General features: G+C 36.4%; 25 protein-coding genes, 1 pseudogene and 1 other annotated feature. Of the genes and pseudogenes, 8 read left to right on the forward strand and 18 right to left on the reverse strand.

Features of this window, described 5'->3' with window-relative positions; translation table 11 throughout:
* Positions 1 to 264 precede the first annotated feature (264 nt).
* From JNUCC23_RS11695 to JNUCC23_RS11710, 4 genes and pseudogenes are all read right to left on the reverse strand, one after another.
* Positions 265 to 906, reverse strand: a complete 642-nt coding sequence (locus tag JNUCC23_RS11695; RefSeq protein ID WP_454211596.1) for a hypothetical protein — start codon at positions 904 to 906, stop codon at positions 265 to 267.
* 201 nt (positions 907 to 1,107) lie between these two features.
* Positions 1,108 to 2,631, reverse strand: a complete 1,524-nt coding sequence (opuFB, locus tag JNUCC23_RS11700) for an osmoprotectant update ABC transporter permease/substrate-binding subunit OpuFB (protein ID WP_454211598.1) — start codon at positions 2,629 to 2,631, stop codon at positions 1,108 to 1,110.
* On the reverse strand, positions 2,624 to 3,589 hold the full coding sequence (locus tag JNUCC23_RS11705; protein WP_454211600.1) for an ABC transporter ATP-binding protein: 966 nt from the start codon (positions 3,587 to 3,589) through the stop codon (positions 2,624 to 2,626). The genes opuFB and JNUCC23_RS11705 overlap by 8 nt, the downstream gene beginning before the upstream one ends.
* Before the next feature lie 106 nt (positions 3,590 to 3,695).
* Positions 3,696 to 4,321 (reverse strand): annotated as a pseudogene (locus JNUCC23_RS11710) (flavodoxin family protein).
* Positions 4,322 to 4,611: 290 nt separating this feature from the next.
* Here JNUCC23_RS11710 and JNUCC23_RS11715 point away from each other — a divergent pair.
* A complete protein-coding gene (locus JNUCC23_RS11715) occupies positions 4,612 to 5,256 on the forward strand; it encodes a YczE/YyaS/YitT family protein (RefSeq protein WP_403071302.1) in 645 nt (214 codons plus the stop codon).
* Between the two features lie 109 nt (positions 5,257 to 5,365).
* Here JNUCC23_RS11715 and JNUCC23_RS11720 read toward each other — a convergent pair whose 3' ends face one another.
* Positions 5,366 to 5,968: a hypothetical protein gene (locus tag JNUCC23_RS11720; protein WP_062179440.1), complete on the reverse strand. Its 603-nt coding sequence runs from the start codon at positions 5,966 to 5,968 to the stop codon at positions 5,366 to 5,368.
* A gap of 147 nt (positions 5,969 to 6,115) precedes the next feature.
* On the opposite strand from JNUCC23_RS11720, the gene JNUCC23_RS11725 reads away from it, so the two are divergent.
* The gene (locus tag JNUCC23_RS11725) at positions 6,116 to 7,234 is read left to right on the forward strand and encodes an NAD(P)/FAD-dependent oxidoreductase (protein ID WP_403071296.1); all 1,119 of its coding nucleotides are present in this window, start codon (positions 6,116 to 6,118) and stop codon (positions 7,232 to 7,234) included.
* 147 nt (positions 7,235 to 7,381) lie between these two features.
* Here JNUCC23_RS11725 and JNUCC23_RS11730 read toward each other — a convergent pair whose 3' ends face one another.
* Both JNUCC23_RS11730 and JNUCC23_RS11735 read right to left on the reverse strand, forming a co-directional pair.
* Positions 7,382 to 9,502 (reverse strand): ATP-dependent Clp protease ATP-binding subunit, encoded by a 2,121-nt coding sequence (locus JNUCC23_RS11730; protein ID WP_454211603.1) that lies wholly within the window; start codon positions 9,500 to 9,502, stop codon positions 7,382 to 7,384.
* A 360-nt stretch (positions 9,503 to 9,862) separates the two neighbouring features.
* On the reverse strand, positions 9,863 to 10,255 hold the full coding sequence (locus JNUCC23_RS11735) for a thiol-disulfide oxidoreductase DCC family protein (RefSeq protein WP_454211605.1): 393 nt from the start codon (positions 10,253 to 10,255) through the stop codon (positions 9,863 to 9,865).
* A gap of 313 nt (positions 10,256 to 10,568) precedes the next feature.
* Here JNUCC23_RS11735 and JNUCC23_RS11740 point away from each other — a divergent pair, with 313 nt between their 5' ends.
* Genes JNUCC23_RS11740 through JNUCC23_RS11750 form a run of 3 tightly spaced genes read left to right on the forward strand, consistent with a single transcriptional unit; the run spans position 10,569 to position 12,823 of the window.
* The gene (locus JNUCC23_RS11740) at positions 10,569 to 11,336 is read left to right on the forward strand and encodes an SDR family oxidoreductase (protein ID WP_062179428.1); all 768 of its coding nucleotides are present in this window, start codon (positions 10,569 to 10,571) and stop codon (positions 11,334 to 11,336) included.
* A 22-nt stretch (positions 11,337 to 11,358) separates the two neighbouring features.
* Positions 11,359 to 11,796 (forward strand): hypothetical protein, encoded by a 438-nt coding sequence (locus tag JNUCC23_RS11745; RefSeq protein WP_454211607.1) that lies wholly within the window; start codon positions 11,359 to 11,361, stop codon positions 11,794 to 11,796.
* Positions 11,777 to 12,823, forward strand: a complete 1,047-nt coding sequence (locus tag JNUCC23_RS11750; RefSeq protein ID WP_454211609.1) for an alpha/beta fold hydrolase — start codon at positions 11,777 to 11,779, stop codon at positions 12,821 to 12,823. The genes JNUCC23_RS11745 and JNUCC23_RS11750 overlap by 20 nt, the downstream gene beginning before the upstream one ends.
* A 31-nt stretch (positions 12,824 to 12,854) precedes the next feature.
* Here JNUCC23_RS11750 and JNUCC23_RS11755 read toward each other — a convergent pair whose 3' ends face one another.
* The 5 genes from JNUCC23_RS11755 to JNUCC23_RS11775 all read right to left on the reverse strand — a co-directional run bounded on the left by JNUCC23_RS11755 (position 12,855) and on the right by JNUCC23_RS11775 (position 18,734).
* A complete protein-coding gene (locus JNUCC23_RS11755; RefSeq protein WP_403071285.1) occupies positions 12,855 to 13,070 on the reverse strand; it encodes an ATP-binding protein in 216 nt (71 codons plus the stop codon).
* 140 nt (positions 13,071 to 13,210) lie between these two features.
* Positions 13,211 to 15,070 carry an ABC transporter ATP-binding protein gene (locus JNUCC23_RS11760; protein ID WP_454211611.1) on the reverse strand — a complete coding sequence of 620 codons (1,860 nt, stop codon included), beginning with the start codon at positions 15,068 to 15,070 and terminating at the stop codon, positions 13,211 to 13,213.
* Positions 15,067 to 16,791 carry an ABC transporter ATP-binding protein gene (locus JNUCC23_RS11765; protein ID WP_403071279.1) on the reverse strand — a complete coding sequence of 575 codons (1,725 nt, stop codon included), beginning with the start codon at positions 16,789 to 16,791 and terminating at the stop codon, positions 15,067 to 15,069. The genes JNUCC23_RS11760 and JNUCC23_RS11765 overlap by 4 nt, the downstream gene beginning before the upstream one ends.
* On the reverse strand, positions 16,788 to 17,270 hold the full coding sequence (locus tag JNUCC23_RS11770; protein WP_062179413.1) for a MarR family winged helix-turn-helix transcriptional regulator: 483 nt from the start codon (positions 17,268 to 17,270) through the stop codon (positions 16,788 to 16,790). The genes JNUCC23_RS11765 and JNUCC23_RS11770 overlap by 4 nt, the downstream gene beginning before the upstream one ends.
* Positions 17,271 to 17,483: 213 nt before the next feature.
* Positions 17,484 to 18,734, reverse strand: coding sequence for an MFS transporter (locus JNUCC23_RS11775; RefSeq protein WP_403071275.1), 1,251 nt, complete (start codon positions 18,732 to 18,734; stop codon positions 17,484 to 17,486).
* Between the two features lie 490 nt (positions 18,735 to 19,224).
* Between JNUCC23_RS11775 and JNUCC23_RS11780 the strand changes: the two genes are divergently transcribed.
* Positions 19,225 to 19,557, forward strand: a complete 333-nt coding sequence (locus JNUCC23_RS11780; RefSeq protein WP_454211614.1) for a phage holin family protein — start codon at positions 19,225 to 19,227, stop codon at positions 19,555 to 19,557.
* On the opposite strand, the gene JNUCC23_RS11785 is transcribed toward JNUCC23_RS11780, so the two are convergent.
* The gene (locus JNUCC23_RS11785) at positions 19,529 to 20,410 is read right to left on the reverse strand and encodes a LysR family transcriptional regulator (protein ID WP_454211616.1); all 882 of its coding nucleotides are present in this window, start codon (positions 20,408 to 20,410) and stop codon (positions 19,529 to 19,531) included. The two genes, JNUCC23_RS11780 and JNUCC23_RS11785, sit on opposite strands and share 29 nt — an antisense overlap.
* A 146-nt stretch (positions 20,411 to 20,556) precedes the next feature.
* Between JNUCC23_RS11785 and JNUCC23_RS11790 the strand changes: the two genes are divergently transcribed.
* Positions 20,557 to 21,564, forward strand: a complete 1,008-nt coding sequence (locus JNUCC23_RS11790) for a YeiH family protein (protein ID WP_454216047.1) — start codon at positions 20,557 to 20,559, stop codon at positions 21,562 to 21,564.
* A 237-nt stretch (positions 21,565 to 21,801) separates the two neighbouring features.
* On the opposite strand, the gene JNUCC23_RS11795 is transcribed toward JNUCC23_RS11790, so the two are convergent.
* From JNUCC23_RS11795 to JNUCC23_RS11815, 5 genes are all read right to left on the reverse strand, one after another.
* Complete coding sequence (locus tag JNUCC23_RS11795) at positions 21,802 to 23,367, reverse strand: 2-isopropylmalate synthase (RefSeq protein ID WP_403071268.1); 1,566 nt, start codon at positions 23,365 to 23,367, stop codon at positions 21,802 to 21,804.
* A gap of 58 nt (positions 23,368 to 23,425) precedes the next feature.
* Positions 23,426 to 23,664: a binding site (T-box leader), on the reverse strand.
* A 581-nt stretch (positions 23,665 to 24,245) separates the two neighbouring features.
* Complete coding sequence (locus tag JNUCC23_RS11800; protein ID WP_216636866.1) at positions 24,246 to 24,848, reverse strand: hypothetical protein; 603 nt, start codon at positions 24,846 to 24,848, stop codon at positions 24,246 to 24,248.
* A 32-nt stretch (positions 24,849 to 24,880) separates the two neighbouring features.
* Positions 24,881 to 25,519 carry a hypothetical protein gene (locus JNUCC23_RS11805; protein ID WP_454211618.1) on the reverse strand — a complete coding sequence of 213 codons (639 nt, stop codon included), beginning with the start codon at positions 25,517 to 25,519 and terminating at the stop codon, positions 24,881 to 24,883.
* Positions 25,520 to 25,533: 14 nt separating this feature from the next.
* A complete protein-coding gene (locus tag JNUCC23_RS11810; RefSeq protein ID WP_062179397.1) occupies positions 25,534 to 25,932 on the reverse strand; it encodes a permease prefix domain 1-containing protein in 399 nt (132 codons plus the stop codon).
* Entirely contained in the window at positions 25,929 to 26,258 is a 330-nt protein-coding gene (locus JNUCC23_RS11815; RefSeq protein WP_062179394.1) for a PadR family transcriptional regulator, read from the reverse strand. The genes JNUCC23_RS11810 and JNUCC23_RS11815 overlap by 4 nt, the downstream gene beginning before the upstream one ends.
* A 366-nt stretch (positions 26,259 to 26,624) precedes the next feature.
* Here JNUCC23_RS11815 and JNUCC23_RS11820 point away from each other — a divergent pair, with 366 nt between their 5' ends.
* A complete protein-coding gene (locus JNUCC23_RS11820; protein WP_049681663.1) occupies positions 26,625 to 26,843 on the forward strand; it encodes a hypothetical protein in 219 nt (72 codons plus the stop codon).
* The last annotated feature ends 5 nt before the right edge of the window (positions 26,844 to 26,848 follow it).

A 26,848-nucleotide genomic window follows, 5' to 3' on the forward strand; every position in this document is an offset into this window, starting at 1 on the left:
TATAAAACAAGACCGAAAACCAATCAAAAAGACTTCTGCAAAAGAAAAAACAACACCTTAAATGTGCTGTTTCTAAATTTTTCATATTCAATAGATTATATATAGTTATTTATCTCGCATTAACGGGCAGTATTTCCCTAACCTCAAGGCTTAGAGGAATCAAGGAAGTGTAAACTGCCCGTTAAAGCCCGATTGCATTTTCACTTTATATTTTTTTATACACTACATTTATACACTACCTATGTAGTTTTTTATTAAATATCTTTAAAGTGAATCCCAAAGAGCTGCAACTTTTGTTTGTTTTTGTTCTTTTTTCAGCGCTTCAATTGTTTTTATTTTTTCTTGTGCTGACCTTATCAGCGTTTGGTATTCAATAAAAATAGTTTTCATGTCTTGGGGGATAACTATTGCATACGGGAATATCGGTTTCTCATCCAGATATTTATTTCCACTTTCAATCCACGCTTTATATTTATGCTGTCCGATAGCAGATGAAACATTTATAAATCCATCTTTGGAAAGAACAACTCCTAATTGCCCAAATATATATTTAATTGCTTTTTCAATATCATCAGGGATTCTGTTATTTTCATAATATGATCTATCCTGCTGATCATTTAAATGCCACCAAATAGAATTATTGTCAAGATGTACATCAACTATACTAACAGCACTTTCAATTAAAGCGTTAACTTCAGACTTTAATTCTTTTAGTCTTTTTTCTCCAATTTTTTCTGCTAATTCTGCATTTTCTTTAATTTCATTTCTCGCTGTATGTCCCATCCACTCCTTTACGTAAGGAACAGCGGCTCTCTTAAATCTTATTCTAACTTCTTCCATTTTGTTAACGATCTCACTGAGAACGCTTTCATAATTAAGAATTGACGTTTCATAGTTTTCAGTCATTTAAACTTCCTCCTTTATTTATATTTACCAATATTGTAACATAATTCTGAAAATATAGATAATATATTTTTCAAATCTTATTGTTAATAATCTAATTCAAATTTAAAAATGGAAGTCTATTATTGCTGTTCAGTTTCGTACTATTTTTTCATAAAAAGAGACCTCTCATCATGGTAAAATGAAGGTCCTTTCTGGAAAATTTCACTTAAGCAAACCATGTTTTTTCAAATATTCCTTTGCTATTTGTTGAGGGGTGATGCCATTTACATTTACTTTATAATTCATTTCTCTCATTTCGTCATCCGTGATTTTCCCTGCGAGCTTATTTAACGATTTGACAACTTCTGGATGCTCTTGCATGGTTTCTTTTCTTAATAATGGCGCACCTTGATAAGGTGGAAATAAATGTTGGTCATCCTCTAAAACCATAAGGCTATATTCTTTTAATTCGCTATCTGTTGAATAGGCATCTACAAGGTTAATATTCCCTTTTTTAATCGCGCTGTATCTAAGTTTTGGCTCCATTGTAACTACGTTTTCAAATGTGATATTATACAACTTTTGGATACCAAGATAGCCATCTTCGCGATCTGCAAATTCTAGAGTGAAACCTGCATTGATTTTCTGCTGAACATCTTTCAAGTCAGATATGGTGGCAAGCTTATATGTATCTGCCGTTTTCTTAGGCACAGCCAGAGTATAGGTGTTGTTATAGCTCATCGGTTTTAACAATTCCATATCGAATGATTCACTCATTCCTTTTTTCGCCTGATTGTATACTTCAGCTTTATCCGTACTCACGGTCGTTTCTTTTAAAAACTCAGAAATGGCTGTTCCAGTAAACTCCGGATAAATGTCAATGCTACCTGATTTTAAGGCATTGAAGACAAAAGATGTTTTCCCTAGGCCAGGCTGTAGTTCTACATGTAAATCTGTGCCACTTTCGATTAGTAACTTATACATATTAATTAAAATCTCTGGCTCAGCACCTAGTTTCCCGGCAATCACGATTGTTTTCGTATGTTCTTTTTCTTGAAATGCTAAAGGTACAATAGTTAATAAAAAAAACGCAGCCACAATCGCTCCAACTACTGTAACTGTTTTTTTGAAAGTTAGATTTTCAACCTTACGTAGAAGAACATCAAAAAAAATCGCCAGTAGTGCTGCTGGGACAGCGCCCAATATAATGAGAAACATATTATTTCGATCAATCCCAAGCAAGATAATTTCACCAAGACCACCTGCTCCAATGAGTGCTGCAAGTGTAGCTGTCCCAATTATTAATACCATTGCTGTTCGGATTCCTGCCATAATAACAGGCATTGCCAGTGGAAGCTCCACTTTAATTAACCGTTTTCTTCTATTCATTCCCATTCCACTTGCTGCTTCAAGTAATGTTAAGTCAACCTCTTTAATTCCTGTATATGTATTTCTGATAATTGGAAGCAATGCATAAACAACAAGTGCGATAATCGCTGGTACTTTGCCGATTCCGAACAGTGGAATTAACAGGCCAAGTAAAGCGAGTGATGGTATCGTTTGAAGAACGGCTGATATACCTATAATCGCTTCAGCTTGTTTTTGTTTTTTTGTCAAGTAAATTCCAAGAGGTATAGCGATGATGGAGGAGAAAAAGAGTGCAATAAACGAAATTTGCATATGTTCAATCAAAGAGTGTAATAGCTGTCCCTTCCTTTCAATAAAAACATCAATAAATCTATTCATTTCCTTGACCTCTTTCTCCCAATTTATCTGCCAAATATTCAATGATGATTTTCCTGTTTATCATACCAATTATCTCGCCATCCTTCTCTATAGATAGCTGTTCATTGGCAGTTAAGCGTTCGAGTATATCTTGTAAAGAATGAATTGCGGGTATGGCATCTTCTAAGTTTGTAAAAAAATCATCAAATAGGGGGACAGCGATTTTTTCAAGATTGATACTGTCGTTTTTTTGTTCATTTTTCGTTCCAACGAATTCCCTTACAAAATTATTGATAGGATTGTTGATAAGTTCTTTTGGTGTTCCAATTTGAATCACTTTCCCTTCTTTCATCACACATATCCGGTCACCAAGCTTAAGTGCTTCATTCATATCATGTGTTACAAAAATGATGGTTTTCTTTATCTTTCTTTGAAGATTTATCATATCATCCTGAAGCTTTTCTCTACTTATCGGATCTAGTGCACTAAATGGCTCATCCATAAGTATGATAGTTGGATCTGCGGCCAATGCCCGGGCAACACCGATCCGCTGCTGTTGCCCGCCTGATAATTCCATAGGTTTACGATCTCGATATACTTTAGGATCTAATCCTACCATGTTTAATAATTCATTCACACGATTTTGAATTTTTACTTTATTCCACTTTTTTAATTCTGGTACAATGGCAATATTTTCTCCATTAGTCAAATGTGGAAATAGGGCAATCTGTTGTAGAACATATCCAATATTCCAACGAAGTTCATTCACATCATACTTCGTAATGTTCTTGTTTCCAATCGTAATCGTTCCGCTCGTACAATCAATTAGTCGATTCATCATTTTCAATGTCGTAGTTTTACCGCAGCCGCTTGGTCCAATTAATACCCAAAACTCCCCCTTCTTAATGTTAAGATTAAGATTATCGACCGCACATGTTCCGTCTGGAAATTTCTTTGTTACATTTAAAAATTGAATCATCATATGGCTCCTTTTTAGGTTGCTTGTCCTGATTTGTTTAAAATTCAAACTTTCTTATTCTTTTATCCCGCATTAACGGGCAGTAAAACCCCCACTGATTGAAGTTTTACTTTATTACATTCCCTTCAACAGGTATCGGGTGTTCTTTTAGCAAGTTAGCAAAATGATAAAGATTATAAGCCATGATTTTCGCATGCTGTTTGGTAAATTCATTTTGATTTCCTTTAGCTTCGATAAATGATGGTCCTGGGCCCGCTTCCCCAACCCAGTAAGTGTCTACATTTGGTGGAATTGTAAAACCTATATGGGAAAGCGCGTAAATAATCGATCTGGAAACTTGCTTAGCACCATCTTCATTCCCAGTTACAATTACTCCGCCTACTTTATTATAATAAAGATACTGTCCCTTTTCGTTAGTTAAACTGCTTCCCCCATATAATCTTTCAATTGCTACAGTTGCAATACTACTTTGCTCCCCCAGCCATATTGGAGACGCAATAATTAAGATATCCGTTTCCTTCACTTTTTCGAAAATTTCTGGCCATTGGTCATCGGCATCAACCGCTTCATGTGTAATTCCATAGCCGATCTTAAAATCAGCAAGTCTTAAGATTTCCGTTTCAATATCTTACCATTGAAATAGGTAGTCACTTCTTTAACCAATGCGAGTGTATTTGACTTTTTAGAGCTTTTTTTCAATGTACAATTGAGTATAAGTACTTTAAGTGTCATGAACATTCCAACCCCTTAAGTATGTGTTACTTCCCTATTTCCCCAACGTATTCTAAGGTAAAGACTTTCGGCAATTCACATTTTATCTAGGTATATATTGTTACAAGATTTCATCTTAAAGAAAGAGTATTAAGCACTAAGTGTGATTTATCAATAGTGGAATTAGCTTGGTTAATTTTTAAATTAATTCAATTATTTATATAATTCAAATATTAGTTCGTGAATCTCTTGTTCTTTTCCTTCTGATGTTTTAAAGTAAATAGATATATATACAAGTTAGAGGTGAGATAATGGGTTTGCGGCTTTTCCGCTATTTCATTTTTTTTCTGGGCTTAACGTTATTTGGATTGGGGAATGCGATTGCAGTCAATGTCAAATTTCTCGGCTTGCACCCGTGGGAAGTACTTAATGTTGCCATGTTTCAACGGTTCGGCTTGACGATTGGAACGTGGAATGTAATTTGTGGTCTTATGCTAGTACTTGTTGTTTTTCTTGTTGATAGAAGATATATTAGTGTCGGTACATTTTTTAATGCATTACTTATTGGACCAATCATGGATTTCTTCTTATGGCTTGATATACTTCCCCATGCAACTGAGTATTTGTGGTTGAATCTGCTAATTCTAGTGTCTGGTGTTACAATCACCGGAATTGGTGGCGGGATGTATGTAGCTTGCAGGTTTGGAGCAGGTCCGCGGGATGGATTTATGCTTTCGGTGTCTGATAAAACTGGCTTATCGGTAAGTCGTGCAAGGATTGTTGTAGAAACTTTAGTTTTGATTATTGGGTTTATTCTAGGTGGACCAGTGTTTGTGATGACATTTATTTATACGTTTATTCAAAGCCCTGTATTTCAATATTCAATGAAAACTATCCGCACATTTATTGATTCCTTAGATAGCAAACAGAAAGAACAGGTTGACCTACCTTTTTAAATATGAAAAAAACAGCCTTAAATGAGGCTGTTTTTTTCATATTTAATGGGGATAGAAAACAAAAATTGTATCAACAAATCCCTCTTTTTCCATATAGCCAATCTTTCTTTTACTTTGCCATTTCGACTTCTTCTACTAATGTAAATAAGAAATGGTATATAAGTTGAAGTGCTTTCTCAATAGATAGTGACTCTTTAAAACCAGATAGATGATTTAATGAAAAATTCAGATCCCACATACCTTCACCTTGGTTGAATAGTAAATCAAAAGACGTTGAATCACCAAGATGGTTCCCCAATAAATCCTTAATTACTGGACCCATTTTTTTCTGTTGCTTTAAACCAAGCATCACATCGTATGTACCAAAAACATCATCAAGTTCAAGTGAAACGGATTCAACCCCAATGAAATCGAACGAAGCGGACTCAACATACATAAATTCATTCCGATTTATTTTCAGATAATCAATAGTTTGAGTTAAAAAAGAATGGTTTTCTTCTGCAATGAGATCTTCTGTTTCTTTATCGCTTCTTTCAATATAAACGTCAATAAAACGCAAATCAGCATTCTTCTCTTCTACTTGAATTATATTTGGATCAATTAATTGATGTGTTTTAGCATACTCTTTTTCTTCCTTGTATAATTCAATCTTCTTTGTATCACCCTTGCTTAATTCTGCCGCTATATATTGTTCTAATTTGTTTTTTATCAAAATGGTAATCCTCCTCGTGTCGCTGTAACCTTGCAACTGATTATACAATACTTTACACGAGAAACGGAATGATTTTCGAATCAAACTGCAGGATTCCAACTAATAGGTATATAATAATATTGAATTTGTAAGAAAAGGATGGTTTATATGCAAAGATTTATTATTGTTGGAGCTGGAATTCTAGGTGCATCGACCGCTTATCAACTGGTAAAAATGGGTGCGGAAGTAATCATTGTCGATCGCAAAGATCGTGGTCAAGCAACAGATGCGGCTGCAGGAATTGTTTGTCCTTGGCTATCTCAACGGCGCAATCAAGCATGGTATCAGCTCGCGAAGTCAGGAGCGCGTTTCTATCCTGAATTAATTGACGACCTAACAAAAGACGGTGAAACAGAAACCGGTTATGCACGCGTTGGAGCTATTAGTATACATAAGGATGAAGAAAAAATTAATGCCATGGAAAAACGTGCATTAACAAGAAAAGAGGATGCACCAGAAATCGGCGAAGTCATTAAACTGTCTGAAACTGAAACAAATCATCGTTTTCCTCCACTATCTGAGGAATATGCTTCTCTACATGTCAGTGGAGCGGCTCGAGTAGATGGACGTTCACTTCGAGATTCATTACTTCGGGCGGCAAAAAAAAATGGAGCGCAACTTATTTCTGGAGATGCTGTTCTTCAATTTGAAGGAAAGCAAGTTATTGGAGTTCAAGTAAATGGTGAGAATATGGTAGCAAATAAAGTGATTGTCTGTGCTGGTGCATGGGCCAATCACTTGTTAGAGCCTCTAGGGATTCACTTTCAAGTAAGCTTCCAAAAAGCTCAAATTGTTCATCTAGAACTGCTAGAAGCAGATACAAGTAGATGGCCAGTCGTTATGCCGCCAAATGACCAATATATGCTTGCTTTTGATCATCACAAAATTGTGGTAGGTGCTACACATGAAAACATGGAGATGTATGATTCACGCTTGACAGCAGGAGGGGTGCAGGAAGTTATCGGTAAAGCATTGGATATAGCGCCTGGTTTATCGGATAGTACATTTTTGGAAGCACGGGTTGGTTTCCGTCCGTTTACACCTGGATTCCTTCCAATTATCGGCCCTTTTCCAGGCTGGGATGGTTTGGTCATCGCAAATGGCCTGGGAGCTTCAGGACTGACAATGGGACCTTATATTGGGTATCAATTGGCAAAACTTGCACTCGAGTTGCCATTGGATATTGATTTAGAGCTGTATGATGTTAGAAGTGCGATAAAAGACTAATTTTTTGCATCAAAAAACGAGGATACCGCAAAAGTGGCTTGACCTCACTCTCTATATTCCGCTTATTTTGGCATTTACATGTCTTATAATCGATATATAGGAGGTGTGGGGTCTGCCCTTTCATTATGGGACATCCTCGTTCATTGTTTATTTTTCCACAATTTTTATTTTGTTATTTTCTACAATTGCCTTAAAGCTTTTTACTTCAGGTTGTTCAAATATAAAATCTGCAATGCCATCTTCCAGTTGTTCTTGAATCATTCTGCGAAGAGGGCGTGCTCCATAAGCTGGATGATATCCGAGATCAACAATTTTGTCTTTTGCTTCTTCTGTCACTTCTATTGAAAGACCTTGTGCTTCAATTGTTTCATACAGCTCTTGTAACAATATGTCAACAATTTGCAATAGGTCATCTTTTTTCAGTGCAGCGAATTCAATGATGTTGTCGAAACGGTTTAAGAATTCAGGTTTAAAGAAGCTGCCGAGTGATTGCAGAATACTTGCTTCCTCAAGAGTAGTGCCAGTTCCAAAGCCCATGACATTTCGCGTTTCACTAACACCCGCGTTACTTGTCATGATTATGACTGTATCTTTAAAGTTAACGGTTCGCCCTTGACTATCCGTTAGGCGTCCATCTTCTAAGATCTGTAAAAACATATGCATCACATCAGGATGAGCTTTTTCAATTTCATCAAGAAGAATGATGCTATACGGTTTACGACGAACACTCTCGGTCAATTGTCCTGCCTCTTCATGCCCTACATAACCTGGTGGAGAACCAATTAGTTTTGATACACTATGTTTTTCCATGAATTCGCTCATGTCTAGTCGTATCATCGCATCTTTAGAACCGAATAACTCGCTTGCTAGTGATTTTGAAAGTTCGGTTTTCCCAACGCCAGTAGGCCCTACAAAAAGGAAGGAACCAATCGGACGTGTTTTTGATTTCAATCCAGCACGGCTTCTTCGGATTGCTTTGGCTACTTTTTTCACAGCTTCTTCCTGACCAATGACTTTCTTCGCTAGTTCTTCTTGCAAATGTAACATTTTCTGCTGTTCATCTTCCTGTAATTTGCCGACAGGAATGCCGGTTTTTTGCTCAATAATGGCTTGAATGTCCTCTACTGTGACAATTGGTCTTTCCGGATTTTCTTTTTGTAGGAGCTTGCCTAGTTTTTCTTCCTCGTCTCGTAATTTAGCAGCATCTTCATAATTTTCCTCTTTAAGTGCTTGTTCTTTTTCTTGGAAAATTTGCGCCAAACGGGATTGAATATTCTCTTGATCCCTTGCCTCTATCTTTAAGTTCAATTTTGAACCTGCTTCATCCATTAAATCGATCGCCTTATCTGGAAGAAAACGATCTTGAATATAACGATGTGATAGCGTAACCGCTGCTTTAAGCGCTGCCTCACTGTATTCAACTCCATGATAGTTTTCATAGTTTGATTTTAGTCCTTGTAAAATCGTTATCGCATCAGCAATACTTGGTTCGTTAACAGTTATCGGTTGGAAACGACGTTCAAGAGCTCCATCTTTCTCAATTTTTCGATACTCTGATAGAGTTGTCGCACCGACAAGCTGAAGCTCGCCACGTGCTAAAGCGGGTTTTAGTATATTACCAGCATCCATGGAGCCTTCTGCAGAACCCGCACCAACAATTTGATGAATTTCGTCAATAAATAAGATGACATTTTTTCTATCCTGCAATTCAGAAATTAGCTGTTTCATGCGTTCTTCAAATTGTCCACGTATTCCCGTGTTGGATACAAGCGAAGCAACATCAAGTGTATACACTTCTTTCGTTCGTAATTTTACCGGAACATCCCCAACTACAATTTCCAAGGCCAATCCTTCAGCAATCGCCGTTTTACCAACTCCTGGCTCTCCGATCAATACAGGGTTGTTCTTATTCCGGCGGTTTAATATTTCAATAACACGTTTCACTTCTTCTTTCCTACCGATGACTGGATCAATAAGACCAGCTTTTGCTGCATCCGTTAAGTTTCGGCCATATTCGTCCAGTAATCCTCCACCTTTATATTCCGTTTGTTTCGTAGCTTGATTATGGCTATTTATATGATTTGCGTGTTGATTGAATGCTTTAAAGAAATCTGGATTGAATGGAGGCATTTCCCCATTCATCGCTGATAATTTACTTGATTCTTTTTTATAACAAGTGGAGCACAATTTCACATCATGCTGCTGACCGTTGACAACCATATGAACTTGAATATTAGCTTGTTTATCTTGACAAATTTCACAGTACATTTTGTACTCCTCCTTAGGATATCAATTATTGACTTTGACTATCTTTGACCTTATTATACCTTGACCTTCTTTGACATTCAAGTTTTTTGCTTAAATGAAGGATTGGTGTTTTTTAGAAGAGCTTAATCAAATAGCTTGAGGTACAATTGTTTAGTTTAAAGATGTAAGCGAGAATGGGATTTTGAAAAAAAACTAACGAGGATTTCTATCACACTTTCAATTCCGCTTCTAAAGCATACTACATGCATCCATTTTAGTTCTAACTTAAACTTTGTCATAAAAAACCGCACCTCCAATTGTTAGATTGTGTCTAACAATTGGAGGTGCGGTTCACGACTAGTCTGCTTTTTCTCATCCCCATTAATCTAAAAATCGCTCCCTAATTTCTGGAGAAGGAATTACACATTGATCTTTTTGGCCGAACCATTTATATCTATTTTTCGCGATCATCCCATATAACCAATTTCGAAGTGGTACAGGAACAAGAATTAAAGGGTAAAGAAATTTCCAGCACCATCTTAAATTTTTGGTGATTCTAAGTGCAGCTGTGGACTTTTCATAGGCTTTATTATGTTCTATAAGGACAAAGCTGTCCATGTTTGAATCAAGATTGTACTTTTTTAAAAGATCTTGCCCTAATGTACTTTCGAGTGATGCGAAATTATAATACCCTTTTGGATCACGTTTGATGATAAACTGCACACTTTTATCACAAAAATTACATTCCCCATCAAATAAAACGATCCCCTTCATCTTCTCACCTTCAATCGTCGACATGATTTGGTTTTGGATCTAAAAGTTTCTAATATTTTTCATCTGAAATTGTCTGTGCAACACTGATGTATATTTGGCTTCTACGTTCTTTAACATTAGCCTTTCACTACACATATTGCAATAGTTGTGTATCTATCTTTAAGAGCGTAATGTCATCTACTGCCTTTGCATCAAGTTTTTTTCACATATTTCCAGATAAAAAATTGGCGGGGGTTAAATGGTTATTTATACACACACTTAGGGGTGTGCTTGTCTATACTATTAAGAAATGCAAAGGATTGGAGGTTTATAGATGAATCGATTCGATTTAACTGGAAAATCAGCTATTATTACAGGGGGAGGACGCGGTCTTGGGTTACAGATTGCGAGTGCCTTAGCTGAAGCTGGTGCCAATATCGTAATTGCCTCTCGCGACATTACAGCATGTGAGGAAGCCAAAGAAGAACTTAGTAAAATCGGTGTTAAAGTGCTTGCTTTTCAATGTGATATTACAAAAAAAGCTGATATTGATCATGTAGTAAGTGAAACTGTTGCAGAGTTTGGTTCAATCGATATTTTAGTAAACAATAGCGGTACATCCTGGGTATCTCCTGTGCTTGATCTTAAAGAACATCAATGGAAAAAAGTAATGGACGTTAACGTAACCGGTACTTTCTTATTTTCTCAAGCAGTCGCAGCAGTCATGATCAAACAGCAATCTGGAAAAATTATCAATATAGCCTCTGTGAATGGATTTGGAGGTACTGCCCCTGAATTATTAGACACTATTGCTTATAACACAAGTAAAGGAGCAGTGATTACCTTTACTAAAGACTTAGGCGTCAAACTTGCAAGACATGGGATACAAGTAAATGCGATTGCCCCTGGTTTCTTCCCTACAAAAATCACACAAAAAATTATCCAGCAAACAAATTTTGATATTCTTGGAAATATGCCAGCAGGACGTTTCGGTAATCAAGAGGATCTAAAAGGTGCTGCCATATTCCTTGCATCAAAAGCATCTGATTATATGATTGGACATATATTGGTTGTCGATGGTGGAATTTCAGCACTCGTGTAAATTAAAGGAAAGGAAGATCATAATGGCTAAAAAAAGGGATGCTTATTATGAATTGAAGAAACATGGAACCAATGCAGAACGAAGGATTAATAAGAAAATTCAAGATTCATTGAATAAAAAAGAAATTATTGAACTCGCAAGTTTATACTCTAATCAAATTGCCCCTCAAATTAAAAAAAACCAAGACAATATAGAAATGTTGTCCGTCGCTCTTAATTTCCCAACAAAAAGAGATATTGCCAATATTGCTAAAATGACCGTTCAACTTGAAGAAAAACTCGATAAATTAGATGAAACGCTGGCTTCCCTTTTTCAAAATAACCCTCAAATTAACATGGCTAATCACACAACATCTGCAGAGGAAAGAAGAAAACGACTAAAAAAGATTTTACTAACTTCCCTCTTTTCTGGAGATAATGCAAATGAGATGGGGAATTTAATTGGAAAAGCGAAAATCTAATCCGAAAAAAGCATCGAGATTGCAAAGTTTCTTAGACATCAAAAATCAAGACATGCCACAAATAGGGATGACTCCAAGAGTAGCCGTCTGGAAAAAAAATAAGGCTACATTATGGCATTATCCAGCTAAGAAAAAACGATATAATGTACCAATTCTTATCATTTATTCATTAATAAATCGTCCTTATATCTTTGATTTGGGTCCTGGTAATAGTTTAATAGAAGCTTTTGGTAAAGAAGGATATGACATCTATTTACTAGACTTCGGAATTCCTGGATATGAAGATGGAAATATTTCTTTAGATGAGTATATATTGGATTATATTCAAAAAGGGGTACAGCGAGTTCTTAGACATTCCGGTGCAACAGAAATTACCTTGCTTGGATCTTGTATAGGCGGTACATTGGCTGCCATCTATACTGCAATTGCAGAGGAGCCAATAAAAAATTTAATCTTAACAGTTGCTCCAATCGATTTCGAATCAGTACCCCAGTTTGATCAATGGACTGAAGCACTGCGTGAAGGAAAAGTTTCATTTGATGAAATATTGGATGTACTTCAAATTTTACCAGCTAAAGCTGTTAAGTCCGGTTTGCGACTGATGACTTCCCCCGTTTATGTGTCTCCTTTATTTTCCTTATTATATCGGGCGGATGATCAAGAATATGTGAAAAGATGGCGGCGTTTTAATGCATGGACAAAAGATCATATTCCACTAACGGCAGGAACAGTAAAGCAGATGACGCATGATCTCATAATTGGCAACAAATTAATTAAAGGAACACTTAAAATTCGAGAAAAAAAAGCAAAACTAAATAAAATAAAAGCGAATTTATTAGTCATTGCAAGTCAAAATGACCGCCTCGTGCCTAATACAATGATATCACCGATTATGGGTGCCGTTTCAAGTCATGATAAAACATTACATCTATTAGATAGTGGCCATGCCCAGATGCATTCCGATGATACACTTCCCACTTATTATAAAGAATGGCTACCGGAGCGATCAGGCCCGATTGGTCAGTAAAAAAAGAGAAGCCAGACTTTTTCTGGCTTCTTTACGCTTTTAGCATCCATTCACACGTCATAAATAATTGATTCCCTTTCAATTCTGCAGAAAGCTTTCCGTTCATATTATTCATAAGGCTTTTAGCGATTGAAAGACCTAAATCGGTCCCATTCCCTGACCGTGGTTGATCTGCTGTATAAAATCTGTTGAATAATAGACCTACATCCTCTTCATCTAAATGATTTGCTTCATTACTGATTGTCAATTATTTTCCTCTCATTTTTATTAGTTCATTTTGCAATTTTATTCATAAAAAATTTAATATCTGCTTCTGCAGCATAGAGTCTATATCCCTCTTTGATCAAAAGAGGCCCATTTCCACTTTCGAAATGAGCCCTTTCTTACTTATCCTACTTCTTTTTCAGAGAACTGACTGTTGTAAAGATCTGCGTAAAAACCATTGCCCTCTAATAGTTCTACATGAGTCCCTTGCTCAATCACTTTCCCTTGATCCATCACTAGAATCAAATTAGCCTCCCTAATTGTTGATAGTCGATGGGCGATAACAAAACTAGTCCGTCCCTCCATCAAATGGTTCATTGCTTGTTGAATAAAGACTTCGGTTCGCGTATCTACGCTCGATGTTGCTTCATCTAGAATCATAATTGGTGGATCTGCAAGGATGGCTCTTGCGATTGTCAAAAGCTGCTTTTGTCCTTGTGAGATGTTCGAAGCTTCTTCATTTAAGATTGTCTCGTATCCATCGGGCAGTGTCCGGATAAAGTGATCCGCATGGGACGAACGAGCGGCTGCGAAAATTTCTTCGTCTGTTGCACCACTTTTTCCGTAAGCAATATTATCTTTAATCGTTCCATTAAAAAGCCAAGTGTCTTGAAGCACCATGCCAAAGGTTTTTCGAAGATCGTTCCGAGACATATTTGTTATATCAAGACCATCAATCGTAATCTTTCCGCCATTTAGCTCATAAAAGCGCATCAAAAGATTAATCATGGTCGTTTTGCCAGCGCCAGTCGGTCCGACGATCGCGACCGTTTGTCCAGGTAAAACATTAATGTTCATATCTTTAATTAATAGGTCTTCGGCATATCCGAAGTCCACATGTTCAAAAGTGACAGCACCTTGCGCTCTCGTTAAATGAGCTGTCGTTCTTTCTTCGATTTCTTCTTTTTCATCGAGTAATTCAAATACTCGTTCAGCAGCTGCGACCGTTGACTGAATAACGTTTGCGATATTAGCTGTTTGTGTGATGGGCTGTGTGAACTGACGAGAATAGGTGATAAATGCTTGAATATCACCTATTGAAATCGCACGTTGCGTCACTAAAATCCCACCGACAACACTAATTAAGACATAACTCAGATTCCCGATGAACATCATCATTGGCATGATAATACCAGATATGAACTGAGCTTTCCGTCCCGCTTCATACAATTCTTCATTAACTGTATTAAATTGGGCACCAGCCTTTTTCTCGTGCCCAAATGCTTTAACGACTTGATGACCAGTATACATTTCTTCAATATGCCCATTTAATTGCCCAAGTGTTCGCTGTTGAGTAGCAAAATATTTTTGAGATCTTTTTAATATAGGTCGAATTGCAAAAATGGAAATCGGTAAACTAACAATCGCTATTAAAGTTAAAACAGGACTAATTGACAGCATCATAATGATAATCCCAATAATCGTAACAATTGATGTGATAAACTGCGTCAAACTTTGTTGAAGCGTGCTTCCGACTGTATCAATGTCATTTGTCACGCGGCTGAGCGTTTCTCCATTCGAACGTCCGTCAAAATATTTGAGCGGAAGTTTCTCAAGCTTTTTATTGACATCTTCTCTGAGATCATACACTGTCTTTTGCGCAACACTAGACATAATGTACTGCTGTATATAGTTGAACAGGCTACTTATGACATACAGCCCCGCCAATAGTAGAAGAATATGACCAATTTTATCAAAGTTAATGGATGCTCCTGGTACTCCTTGAAACTTTCTATATGCCCCTTCAAACAATTCTGTAATTGCTGTCCCCATGATTTTCGGGCCAACAATCATAAAGATTGTACTTAAGATTGCAAAGAAGAATACAGCGATTAATTGATTGCGACGCGGTTTTAAATACATTAAGAGACGTCTGAGCGTTCCTTTAAAATCTTTTGCTTTTTGTCCCATCATCATCATATTGCCGCCGCCTGGACCATGTCCCATCGGTCCGCCACCTTGAGGTTTTTTATGTTTACTCATGCAATCTCCTCCTCTGAAAGCTGTGACTCGACGATTTCTCGATATACATCATTTGTTTGAAGCAACTCTTTATGTGTGCCTATACCTGCAATGTGCCCATTATCTAAAACGATAATTTGATCTGCGTCAACGACCGTACTAACACGTTGAGCAACGAGTAACACCGTTGCGTCTTTTGTTTCATCTTTAAGCGCCGCACGAAGATTAGCATCAGTCTTATAATCTAGTGCAGAAAAGCTATCGTCAAAAATATAAAGATCAGGTTTTCTAACAAGGGCTCTCGCAATCGCCAGACGTTGTTTTTGGCCACCTGATACGTTCGAACCGCCTTGCTCGATATTTGATTGATAGCCGTCTTTCATTTGCCCAATAAAATCTGCCGCTTGTGCAACCTGAGCTGCGTGTTCCATTTCATCCTGTCTTGCATTTTCTTTTCCAAAGCGAATATTATCCGCAATCGTACCTGTAAAAAGGACTGCCTTTTGTGGCACGTAACCAATTTTCGAACGAACTTCTTCATGTGATAGCTCGCGTATATCAACACCATTGACACGAATTGTTCCACTCGTTATGTCATAAAAACGCGGAATCAAATTAACGAGCGTTGTTTTTCCTGAACCTGTTCCACCGATAATTGCAGTAATTTCACCAGGGCCTGCGGTAAAGCTGATGTTCGATAACGCAGGTTCTTCTGCTCCTGGGTAACTAAATGTTACTTGATCAAATTCAAGAGTACCTTGTTCAAGATCCGCCCTTTTTGTCCCTTCATCTAAGATGACTGGTTTCATGTTAAGTACTTCGTTAATTCGTTTTGCTGATACTGCAGCACGTGGAACCATAATAAACATCATAGATGCCATAAGTAATGCGAACATAATTTGCATGACATATTGAATATATGCCATCAAATCTCCAATCATCATGCCGCCGTTATCTATACGAATCCCACCAAACCAAATAATAGCAACAACAGTCAAGTTCATAACGAGCATCATCACAGGCATCATAAACGCCATGATTTTATTTACTTTAATCGAGACATCAGTCAAGTCTTTATTCGCTTTATTTAGACGTACTTTCTCTTCTGTTTCACGATTAAAGGCACGAATGACACGAATCCCAGTTAGATTTTCTCGTACAACAAGATTCAACCGATCCAATCGTTTTTGCACCATTTGAAACAGTGGCATCCCTTTATAGAGAATAAGTAGTACCGAACCAATCAATACAGGCATTGTAACAACCATAACAAGTGATAATTTAGCATCCTTCGATACAGCCATAATGATTCCACCGACTAACATAATCGGTGCACTAACAACCATACGAAGCATCATAATAACCACTTGTTGGACTTGTGTAATGTCATTAGTTGTCCGTGTTATTAATGACGCCGTTCCTATTTCATCAAATTCCTGTAGTGAAAATTGTTCAACTTTATTAAAGACGTTCCGACGAAGATCGCGCCCAAGCCCCATTGCAGCTTTTGCTGAATAGTAGCTTGCAAAAACAGAGGCAATAGCCCCTAGAGCTGCTACGAGCATCATAAACCCACCAATTTTCCAAATATAAGGCGTGTCTCCTACTACGACCCCTTTATCGATAATATCTGCCATTAGCGTAGGTAAAAAGAGGTCAGACATTGATTGAACAAAGATTAGACCGAAAACCGCTAATACAATCCACTTATAAAAAGCTAGATTTTTCAGAATTTTAATCATTTCGTGCACTCTCCTTGTTCTTTTGCCTGCGCTTCTAAATAAGTTGTAATTTGAAGATGCGTTTTAAGTAATTCTTCAACCTGCTTTTCAGTTAGCGTTTCAGTAGCAGCTTGGAAAACTTGGTGAATACCACCTTCTTGCCGATGGATCGTTTTTAAAAAGGTTTCTCCTTTATCACTAAGCGTTAATTGCATCTCCCTCCGATTGCCTTCTACTTGTTTTCGACCTAGCCAGCCTGCTTGAACGAGTCCATCAACTGCCTGACTAAGTGTACTTTTTGGTAGAAATGTTTGCTCTCCAAGTTTCTTTTGCGTCATTTCCTTATAAGGTGCAATACACATCAAAACCGCATATTGTGGAACAGATAGCCCATTCTCTACTGCTGTCTTTTGAACAAATCGCATCATGTTTTTCTGCACGTTCCAAAATGAACGCATGAGTAGTACTGAACGCATGTTTTGTTGATTTTCACTTTCCATTTTCACGTCACCAATCTTCTATTTATGAATAGTTCATTTCTGAACTATTAAAACTTACTCCTTTTTTTCTGTTAAGTCAATCAGTTTGTTTAATCTAGAATTGAATAATTAATTCAGTAATATTTATAGCTAAATAATAGGAAAAGAGCTGTCCCCTAGTCAGGTTATTTCCCAACTACAGGTACAGCCCTTGTTTTTCTATTAATAAGCAAACTAGTCTTGGGAGATTAGTTTCTCCGGTTTTACTTCCGTTTTCTGATTGTATAATGGCAAAATGAAAAACATGCCGATGATAAACAAAACTGCCGCTAGTTCAAAAGCAGCAACCAAGGAAAATTGTTCTTTTACTATACCAGCCATACTCATCGTTAAAACCATCGAACCAGTAAACAGCGGCATTAAGATTCCGTTGACCCTACCAATATAAGCCCCTTCTGTTCTTTTCAAAATCATCGTATTAATACCAATCTGAATACAAGGTAACATTAACCCATTTACAAATTCGGCTGTTAATGTTAGCCATAGATTTGTTGATAATCCCATGACCGCTAGACCAATCGCATTTACAAGCATTCCGAAGGTGATTAGTCTCTGAGGAGCGACTGTTTTGGCAAAAATCATGACAACTGCTCCGCCTAATATCATTCCAATCCCATTGACCATAAACAACCATTGAAGGTTTTCCTTCGGTAAGCCTAATTGTTCAGTTACAAGGAAAATCGAAAGAGGCTGAATAAATCCTAACCCAAGACCTGTAGCTAGAAAACATAAACCTAACAAGCTTAATTCCTTCTTATTCAAAACATATTTAACGCCACTTTTCATTTCTTGCCATAATGTTGATTCTCTTTCTTTCTCTTCCAATTTGTAATCCTTTGGTAGAAATGCGAGTGCACCAGCTGAAAGTAAAAAGGCTATGCCTGTCATCATAATTGATATCTCTATTCCAAAGGATTGAAAGGTAAACGTCCCAATAACAGGGCCTAATACCATAAATACAGCAAAAATCGTTTGATAGACCGACATTCCAGCCTGAACTTGTTCTTCTGGCAAATGCAATTTAAATAATTTCATTCCGGAAGGCTGCGAAAATTGGGATAGAATCGCCGAGATTAACGTTACAAAAAATACCACTTGCCAAGTTCCGAATAAAAGCGTTAAGAGTACGGCAAATATAGAAATAGCACTTAAAATATCACACCAAACCATTGTTTTTTTCGGATTCCAACGGTCAGCAAACGTCCCGCCAATAAATGAAAAAATAAAAATAGGAGCGAATTCCGCTACAGAAATCATGGATACCGCAAATGGATCACCATTTGTCTGTTCCATGACAAATAAGAGTACCGCAAAATTCCTTACCCAAATTCCTATTTGTAAAAACAACCCCGAAACGATAATAGCCTGAAAAACCCGATTACTAAATAATTTAGGTGACGCGCCCGATGAAATATTATTTTCCAAAATAAAAACCTCCTGTTAAATATCTGGACAGGAGGCAGTACAATACAATGTCAAAATGGCATAATATCCCTAACAGAAGGAACACAATGATCTTATTGGCTTGTATGAAAAATGTACAAACTAATCCTATCCAGAAAAAAAGATCGTATTTCTAACGAATTTTTCTTAAAAATAGGATTAATTGATCATTGTTTCATCGTCACCCTTCCGTTTTTTGTTACTTTTATAGTAATTGCTTCACATCGATAAATCAAGACTTAATCAAAAAAATTTTAGTAAAGAATGTAAATAATGTTACCTTTATCTCCAAATTCTTAAATAGATTTTTTAAAAACATTTTATGGATAAATAATTAACTTTCATAGCTACTTTATGTTCATTCGTTCAAATAAATAATATTATTCTCCAATAGACCCTGGCTCAATCCCATTCATGTCTAAACCATATTATATTAAGAACGAAACCTCACACGATTATCTAGGAGGACATGATGGAACAAATCTCATTAGTTTATAAGTTGGGAACCGCTTTTTTAGGTGGCTTGATAAGTTATTTATTCGGCTCGATGACTCCACTTTTGCATATGCTCGTTCTTTTTGTGATTTTAGACTATATATCTGGCGTGCTTGCATCAGCTTATGAAGGGAATCTTTCAAGCTCATTCGGCTTTAAAGGCATACTCAAAAAAATATTCATTTTTCTTATCATTGCAATTGCTCATAATGCGGAATTTTTGATTATTTCTACTAATCACCCTTATGTCAAATACCTTTCCACCTTTACATACTCGTCGATTAAGTTCGTTCTTCTTTTAACAGATTGATAAATACTTCTAAAGCTTTTGTTTTAAATGATGTTCGCAATACAATTGAGAATTCCCTTTTAAAAGGGGTACCTTTTACTTGAACGATTTTTAATAGGCCCATTGATAATTCTTTTCGAATAGCTAAATGGGACAGGAGGGTAATACCTAGTCCTGATTCAACTGATTCTTTTATCAACTGGGTGCTACCGAATTCCATGATGTCTTTTGGGTCAATTGACATGGAGTGAAAGACTTTTTCTGTTGCCTCCCTCGTTCCTGATCCTATTTCGCGGACGATCCACCTTTCTTTTTCTAGTTCATAAATTTCCGCTTCACTATCTTTTTGAACTAAACGGTGATGAGAAGAAGCAACTACAAACATCCTATCTTCCGTAAATGCATCAATGGTAAGTTGTGTATTCTTAAAATCTCCTTCGATAATTCCAACATCCAGTTGGTTTCTAAGTACCAATTCTGCTATCTCCTTCGTATTTCCAATCGTAATACTAGGCTTTATAAGAGGATATTGATCGTGTAATCTGGCAACAAAATGTGGAAGAACATATTCCCCAAAAGTATAGCTTGCACCAATTGATAGCTGACCGCTTGCTCGATTGGATAAATCATCAATTAAATCTTGCATTTTCGAATATAGTCCTAATATTTCCTTAGCATGGTAATAAACAATTTCTCCCGCTTTATTTAGCCGAACATATTTATTACTCCGATCGAGTAGCTTTACACCATAAGAACGCTCTAATAATTGGATGTACTGACTTACCGCTGGTTGCGTCATATGTAACTTCTCTGCAGCACGTGAAAAGTTTCCATTTTCCACTACTGTTACAAATACGAGTAAATGTTGATCCATACTCCCCCTCCTTCTATAAGAATTACTTATTATTAATATCATAGATAATTATTTTTCTTATCATCAATTATGATTTATCTTATCAATGAGGTACATTTTTGGGAGGTGATGATTTGGAAACAGAAAGAGTAAAAGCACATGAACCTATGGAACCAACACGGAAATTTACAGCCTTACTCTGGATTGGCGGAATTGCATTCACCTTTTTTATCGCTTTTCTTGGCTTCTTGTTAGCTAAAGTGCCAGGGTTTAATCATGTTGGTCTACTAGCATCTGCGATTGTTATTGCGGTAGTATACCGGCAAGTGTTTAGTTATCCAGAGGTGATCCGACCTGGAATTGCGTTCTCGTCAAAGAGGCTACTACGCTTAGCCATTATTTTGTATGGTTTGAAATTAAATATCAATACGGTTATACAAGACGGGATTGGGCTGCTAATTCGTGACGCTTGCGTCATTATTTTTGCAATTCTCTTAACCATTTGGCTTGCCAAAGTATTTAAGGCCGATAAAAACATTTCTTTGCTTTTAGGAGTTGGGACCGGCGTTTGCGGTGCTGCCGCCATCGCTGCGATTGCTCCGATTGTCAAAACAAAGGATGAAGATACGGCCATTGGAGTCGGAATTATTGCACTAGTTGGGACAATTTTTGCAATTGTTTACACCATTCTCCGTCCTATTTTACCATTATCAGCTATCGATTACGGGATTTGGTCGGGTATTAGCTTACACGAAATCGCCCACGTTGCCTTAGCTACCGCACCTGGTGGAGAAGATGCGCTTGCAATCGGCTTACTAGCAAAATTAGGCCGTGTGTTCCTGCTCGTTCCGCTATGCTTTATTTTCATGTACTTTATGAAGCGGAAAAATCCTGATCAGAATTCACAAGAGGACAGAATTGAATTCCCATGGTTCTTAATCGGATTCATCCTTATGAGTTTTTTCGGGAGCTATGCGCTTGGAAGTTATATCCCAGTTACTGAAGGAGTTCTGAGTGGTATCTCTAATCTAACTACTTGGTGTTTAACCGCGGCCATGGTAGGTCTAGGCCTAAATGTGAGTCTTCGTGATCTTCGCACAAAAGCGTTAAAACCATTGATTGCAATGTTGATAACCTCAATTTGTCTTAGTGTTTTATCATATTTTCTCGTATGACAACACTTTATTATTAATAATGAACCCTAATTAGTTGCAAAGATTACTAAACTAAAGGCTAGGAGCCATTTTGTTTTCTCGCAGCATTACATTCATCTAAATAATGATTTCACGGGAATTCTTACACACAATCAAGATGAACTTCTCATTTGAGATGACCTCACACTCTATTCTATTTACATTGTCATGTTTAGAGTGTGAGGGTCACCCTTTCTTTATCAGGCAGCCAACAACTAATTAAACTGGAAGTAAGTTTTCAACAACAATACTGTTTACGACATTAATATAAGCTAAAGCACTTGCTTTGATTACATCTGTATCTGTTGCTTTAGCGATGTATTTTTCTCCTTTATACTCCACTTGTAGCTTAACTTTACCTAACGCCTCTTTCCCTCTTGATACACTGCTAATTTTATATTCTAATAATTTAATATCTAAATCAATGATTTCTTTAATGGAAGAATATAGTGCATCAATTGGTCCAGATCCTACAGTACTACTCTTAAATATTTGATTTCCCTTCTTAATTTTCACACTTGCAGAAGGAAAAATGGGATTACTAATTACTTGAAGGTCGATTAGTTCATAGAAATTGTCGCTATAATATTTGATATCCTCATTATTCATATCATGTCTTGAGTAATAATTTTCGACGATGACATATAAATCATGGTTATATACTTCTTTTTTCACATCTGCTAACTCAAGAAAATGAGCAAATATATCTTCAAATTGTGGATCTGTTAACTGATTAAACCCTAATTTTTCAAGAGCATTTTTCACTGCATGACGACCAGAACGAGCAGTTAAAACGAGCTCCATATCGCTTAAACCGACTTCTGTTGGGCTAATAATCTCATAAGCATCTCTTGATTTCAACAACCCATCTTGATGGATACCAGAAGAATGTGCAAAGGCATTATCCCCTGTAATTGCTTTATTCACTTGTACATCAAGCCCCATTAAACTACTGACAAGTTTTGAGGTATTTATTATTTCTTTTGTATTAATGTTTGTGTGAACATTATAGAATGCTTGACGCGTATTAAGAGCCATGACAACTTCTTCTAGCGCAGCATTACCTGCACGTTCACCAATACCATTGATCGTACATTCGACTTTATCAGCACCATTTTTAATAGCTGCCAACGTGTTTGAAGTTGCCATTCCAAGATCATTATGACAATGTACACTTAAAAGTACCTTATCATTTAGATTTTTCAAGCGGTCATTTAATTTGAAAATTAACTCACCAAACTCTTCAGGAACGGCATAACCAACTGTGTCAGGTACATTAATAATCGTAGCTCCCGCTTTCACAACAGCTTCAATTGTTGTCCATAAGTACTCAAAATCTGATCGAGACGCATCTTCTGTTGAATATTGCACATCGGGGAGTAGTGTTTTCGCATATTTCACTGCTTCCACACCAATGTCTAAAATTTGATTTTTAGATTTGCCAAATTTCTTCTCGACATGAATATCTGAAGTTCCAAGAACCATATGAATTAATGGTTTTTCAGCATATTTCACACTGTTATAAACAGAATCAATATCTGCTTTTACTGCCCGTGCTAACGCTGTGATTATGATATCATCTGTATTTCCCACTTTCGTTGCAATTTCTTTAACAGCATTAAAATCGCCAACTGAAGATGCGGGGAAACCAGCCTCAATAATATCAACTTGCAGTTTCTTTAATTGCTGTGCTACTTCGAGTTTTTCATACAGATTAAGTTTAGCACCAGGAACTTGCTCTCCATCCCGTAAAGTTGTATCAAACACCCAAATTTTTCTTGACATTATAAAATCACTCCTTTTCAATAATTGGATATAAAAAAAGCCCCGCCTCTATAGAAACTATAGAGACGAGGCTTTGCTCGCGGTACCACTCTAATTGATTAATTCGCATAATTAATCCACTTAATTCGGTGGCTGTTACCACCTACCCTTATAACGGTCGAAAACCGACATCCCCTACTATTAGTTCACGGAGTAGCTTATGGACGAGTTCAAAGGCAAACAACTACCGATTTTCACCATCCATCGGCTCTCTTTAAGATTATTTAACCTTTTACTATTTCCAATCATCGCTTATTCATTATTAAGTTTAATATAATTCTAACTTGATAAAATTGGGAGGTCAAGTTTATTTTTCTGAAAATAAATAGTATTCGTAACTTTAATTAATAAGGATAACATTAATGGTATAAAGACGAATTCGGTATCTTTATAAGATGAGTTGAGAATTCTTGATTTTTCTAACAAAAAATTAAATAACTCGGAAATTATTTTGAATGAATTTACTTAATACAGGGTAACGTAAAAATATAAAGAAGGAATGAAAAGGAAAGAATATATGTTTGCATGAATGTCAACCGTTTTATCTATGGGCTTCTTATACGGCTGTAATGGTGTGGACGAAGATGAGCCAGATCCAACAGAGGAACCTTCAGAGCAAAAGGAAGATACTTCTCAATAAAGGTGAAACTCCCATTAGTGGACTTTTCTCATCCTCACTACAAAAGGTAGTCTGTCTCGTTCTAGTGTCTCTAAATCGTAAGCTCACAGTTTTTAGAGCAACAGCCGAGTCGACTGTTAACCAAGATAAATAAGCGGGGGAAAGTCTTTCTGTAGATCTTCCCCCGCTTATTTATCAAAATTATTTAGTTACTATATACTTAGCTAAAATCAGCTGTATTGCCAATAAAATGGTTTCTAAAACTTAATTCTAAATCGTTTCTCCTCACTATTTCTTTCGTCTGATATGAGTATAAATGGAGTTTCCCTTTATAAACTAATTGAAGACTATTTAGAGCCAATAAATTTTGCGGCGTTACCATATTTGGTGATTTATCAATTATATGTTTTTTTTCATTCAAAATCGTTGCCACAAATTGAGAGCAAAAAAAGGCATTTTTTCTCTTTAAATTTATATTTAGTAGAATAGCAAATAGGCCTAGTAAATTATATTTGTAAAGGTCTTTTTCAGCCTCAATTTGTTTCACTTTACATATCATTCGCTCATAATCCAATTCTGAAACTTTAAAACTATATATTTCACATCTAGCTTTTTTAAATAATCCTACTGCTATTTTTTCCCTTACAAAGCCACCGATAAAAGGATTATCAGGTTTTTTACGGCCAAAACTGAAAATTTCTCTTAATTCATTATCAAATGAGATCGAAACATGGTTAAATGGTTGCTTCGTAAATAGTTTTATTAGCTTCGTAAAATACGTTCCTGTATCAGTAAATAGGAGATATACTTTTCTCTCTTTCATTTATAAGTACCACCATTTTCTATAGTTTCGGATTACTCTTCTACTCTCCTATTATACACAAAATAATACATACTTAGCGGCCACCAGAGCACACAAAAAATCGGATAGACCGCCCAAATCGTATGAGGTGAGGAAATAATATTTACACATATAAAAAATGTAATGAGTAATATACTTGCATGGATTGAGAATTTATAGTATGTCTTTTTCCATGCATGAAATACAGATAGTGGCCACCATAACACTACGAAAGTCGGATAGATAAACCATAAATATCCGGGAGAATGGAAGGCGTTTAAGATCGAATAGTATAGGATCATGCTCAAACTTCCAATTAATGCGACTCGTATCGTTTTCGCCTTCTTGCCTAAAAAGACAAGAATCGGCCACCAAAGGATCGGATAAACTGCATATAATGACCATGCATAGTTAGGTGAATAAAATATATTTTCAGCAATAATAAGAACGATAATAAACAGACTATAAATAATAGAAAGTAGTTTGTAATTCCCGTTTTTTCTAGAGTACAAGCCAATAGGCCATAACAGTAATAAGATAGACGGATAAATAAACCAAGGATATTGAGAGCTTGTTAAATAATTGACAAGCATGAAAAAGATCATACTCATTACACTTCCTGCCACAGCAAAGCCAACATCGTATTTCTTCATTTTCTAATCCCCCCCTATTTTGAACGTTGCCAATGAAAATACATCGTTAAAGGCCACCATAAAACGGCGAAGGTTGGATAGACGAACCAAATCGTGTCAGGGGAATATGAAACATTGATAAAAATAAAAAGGGCAATGATTAAAAGACTCCCCCATATGGAATATCCTAAATTTAATTTAGTCATGTTTTTCTTTGTTGGTCGCTTTACTCCCAGTTCCTTTTTGATCTCTTCAATATCCCCAAAATCGACAATTGCTTTATTAATGGCATCTTCTTCTTCTTTCCCTTGTTCCATTAAATCCCACACTTTTTCTTCAAGGTTTTCCAAAACTTCTTGTTTGATTGCCTTTTTTTGCTCACTTTCTGGAATATCTTTAAATAATTCTTCAACATGATTTTTCAGTTTCTTCATTTTAAGCCCTCCATAAATAAATCAATTATTTCCTTAACCTCGTTCCATTCTTCAACCAATTCTTTTAAGTAGGCTTTTCCAAGTAACGTAATTCTGTAATATTTCCTTTTTCCACCTTGAGAAACACTACCTATATAGGCTTCAATTAATTCCTTTTTTTCTAGCCGTTGAAACACAGCATATAAGGTTGCCTCTTTTATGTGAAATCGATTGTCTGTACGTAGGCTAATTTCCTTCGATATTTCATACCCATACCTGTCTTCTTCTAAGATCAAACGTAAGATAATCGAATCCAAATGCCCACGAATAATATCACTTCTTATCATTTTTTCACTTCCTTGTACCTTAACTATTCTATCTGATAGAGTAATTTTACCTTTAATTGCTCTATCTGTCAAAGTAATTTTTTAGTTTTTAAACTATTAAAAAATTTGAATATGCTGGGTATACAAGGAAAAAAGGTGACAGAACAATAGTTCTAATGCCTATTAATTGCTTTTTCGTGTAATTTCTAGAGGCACTATTTAAAACTTCTTCTTTCTTACTATCAATCATGGGCCATTGTTTTAGGAAAAATATTGTAAAGTGAAGTGGAATTGATAAAACAATTGCACGGTATTTTTTTCCACCGATAAAACAAGCCAGCAAGGTCAAGCTATATAGGTATTCAATTTAAAAAGGAGAGGATTCGTATGAGCCCAAATAATCAACCAATTGATGTTAATCAGCTAAACCAAGCTAAAGCAAATGTTACACTGACTCAAACATTATTAAGCCAAGCAATCGAAAAATCTGCTTCAGATCCAACGTTAGCTGAGGAAGCAATCAAACAAGCCGCCAATGAAATTGCACAAGCCCAAACAGCAGTTAGTCAAGTCCAAAGTGCAATAATCGTCCAACAATCTGAATAAAAGAA

The organism is Peribacillus sp. JNUCC 23, assembly GCF_053653995.1.

Excerpts from the sequence above, each read along its gene's own strand:
- JNUCC23_RS11820 (WP_049681663.1), top strand. The coding sequence starts at position 26,625 with ATGAGCCCAAATAATCAACCAATTGATGTTAATCAGCTAAACCAAGCT.
- JNUCC23_RS11715 (WP_403071302.1), top strand. The coding sequence starts at position 4,612 with ATGGGTTTGCGGCTTTTCCGCTATTTCATTTTTTTTCTGGGCTTAACG.
- JNUCC23_RS11765 (WP_403071279.1), bottom strand. The coding sequence starts at position 16,791 with ATGATTAAAATTCTGAAAAATCTAGCTTTTTATAAGTGGATTGTATTA.
- JNUCC23_RS11815 (WP_062179394.1), bottom strand. The coding sequence starts at position 26,258 with ATGATAAGAAGTGATATTATTCGTGGGCATTTGGATTCGATTATCTTA.
- JNUCC23_RS11705 (WP_454211600.1), bottom strand. The coding sequence starts at position 3,589 with ATGATTCAATTTTTAAATGTAACAAAGAAATTTCCAGACGGAACATGT.
- JNUCC23_RS11695 (WP_454211596.1), bottom strand. The coding sequence starts at position 906 with ATGACTGAAAACTATGAAACGTCAATTCTTAATTATGAAAGCGTTCTC.
- JNUCC23_RS11805 (WP_454211618.1), bottom strand. The coding sequence starts at position 25,519 with ATGAAGAAATACGATGTTGGCTTTGCTGTGGCAGGAAGTGTAATGAGT.
- opuFB (WP_454211598.1), bottom strand. The coding sequence starts at position 2,631 with ATGAATAGATTTATTGATGTTTTTATTGAAAGGAAGGGACAGCTATTA.
- JNUCC23_RS11810 (WP_062179397.1), bottom strand. The coding sequence starts at position 25,932 with ATGAAGAAACTGAAAAATCATGTTGAAGAATTATTTAAAGATATTCCA.
- JNUCC23_RS11725 (WP_403071296.1), top strand. The coding sequence starts at position 6,116 with ATGCAAAGATTTATTATTGTTGGAGCTGGAATTCTAGGTGCATCGACC.
- JNUCC23_RS11760 (WP_454211611.1), bottom strand. The coding sequence starts at position 15,070 with ATGAGTAAACATAAAAAACCTCAAGGTGGCGGACCGATGGGACATGGT.
- JNUCC23_RS11790 (WP_454216047.1), top strand. The coding sequence starts at position 20,557 with ATGGAACCAACACGGAAATTTACAGCCTTACTCTGGATTGGCGGAATT.
- JNUCC23_RS11800 (WP_216636866.1), bottom strand. The coding sequence starts at position 24,848 with ATGAAAGAGAGAAAAGTATATCTCCTATTTACTGATACAGGAACGTAT.
- JNUCC23_RS11730 (WP_454211603.1), bottom strand. The coding sequence starts at position 9,502 with ATGTACTGTGAAATTTGTCAAGATAAACAAGCTAATATTCAAGTTCAT.
- JNUCC23_RS11745 (WP_454211607.1), top strand. The coding sequence starts at position 11,359 with ATGGCTAAAAAAAGGGATGCTTATTATGAATTGAAGAAACATGGAACC.
- JNUCC23_RS11740 (WP_062179428.1), top strand. The coding sequence starts at position 10,569 with ATGAATCGATTCGATTTAACTGGAAAATCAGCTATTATTACAGGGGGA.
- JNUCC23_RS11770 (WP_062179413.1), bottom strand. The coding sequence starts at position 17,270 with ATGGAAAGTGAAAATCAACAAAACATGCGTTCAGTACTACTCATGCGT.
- JNUCC23_RS11780 (WP_454211614.1), top strand. The coding sequence starts at position 19,225 with ATGGAACAAATCTCATTAGTTTATAAGTTGGGAACCGCTTTTTTAGGT.
- JNUCC23_RS11785 (WP_454211616.1), bottom strand. The coding sequence starts at position 20,410 with ATGGATCAACATTTACTCGTATTTGTAACAGTAGTGGAAAATGGAAAC.
- JNUCC23_RS11735 (WP_454211605.1), bottom strand. The coding sequence starts at position 10,255 with ATGAAGGGGATCGTTTTATTTGATGGGGAATGTAATTTTTGTGATAAA.
- JNUCC23_RS11795 (WP_403071268.1), bottom strand. The coding sequence starts at position 23,367 with ATGTCAAGAAAAATTTGGGTGTTTGATACAACTTTACGGGATGGAGAG.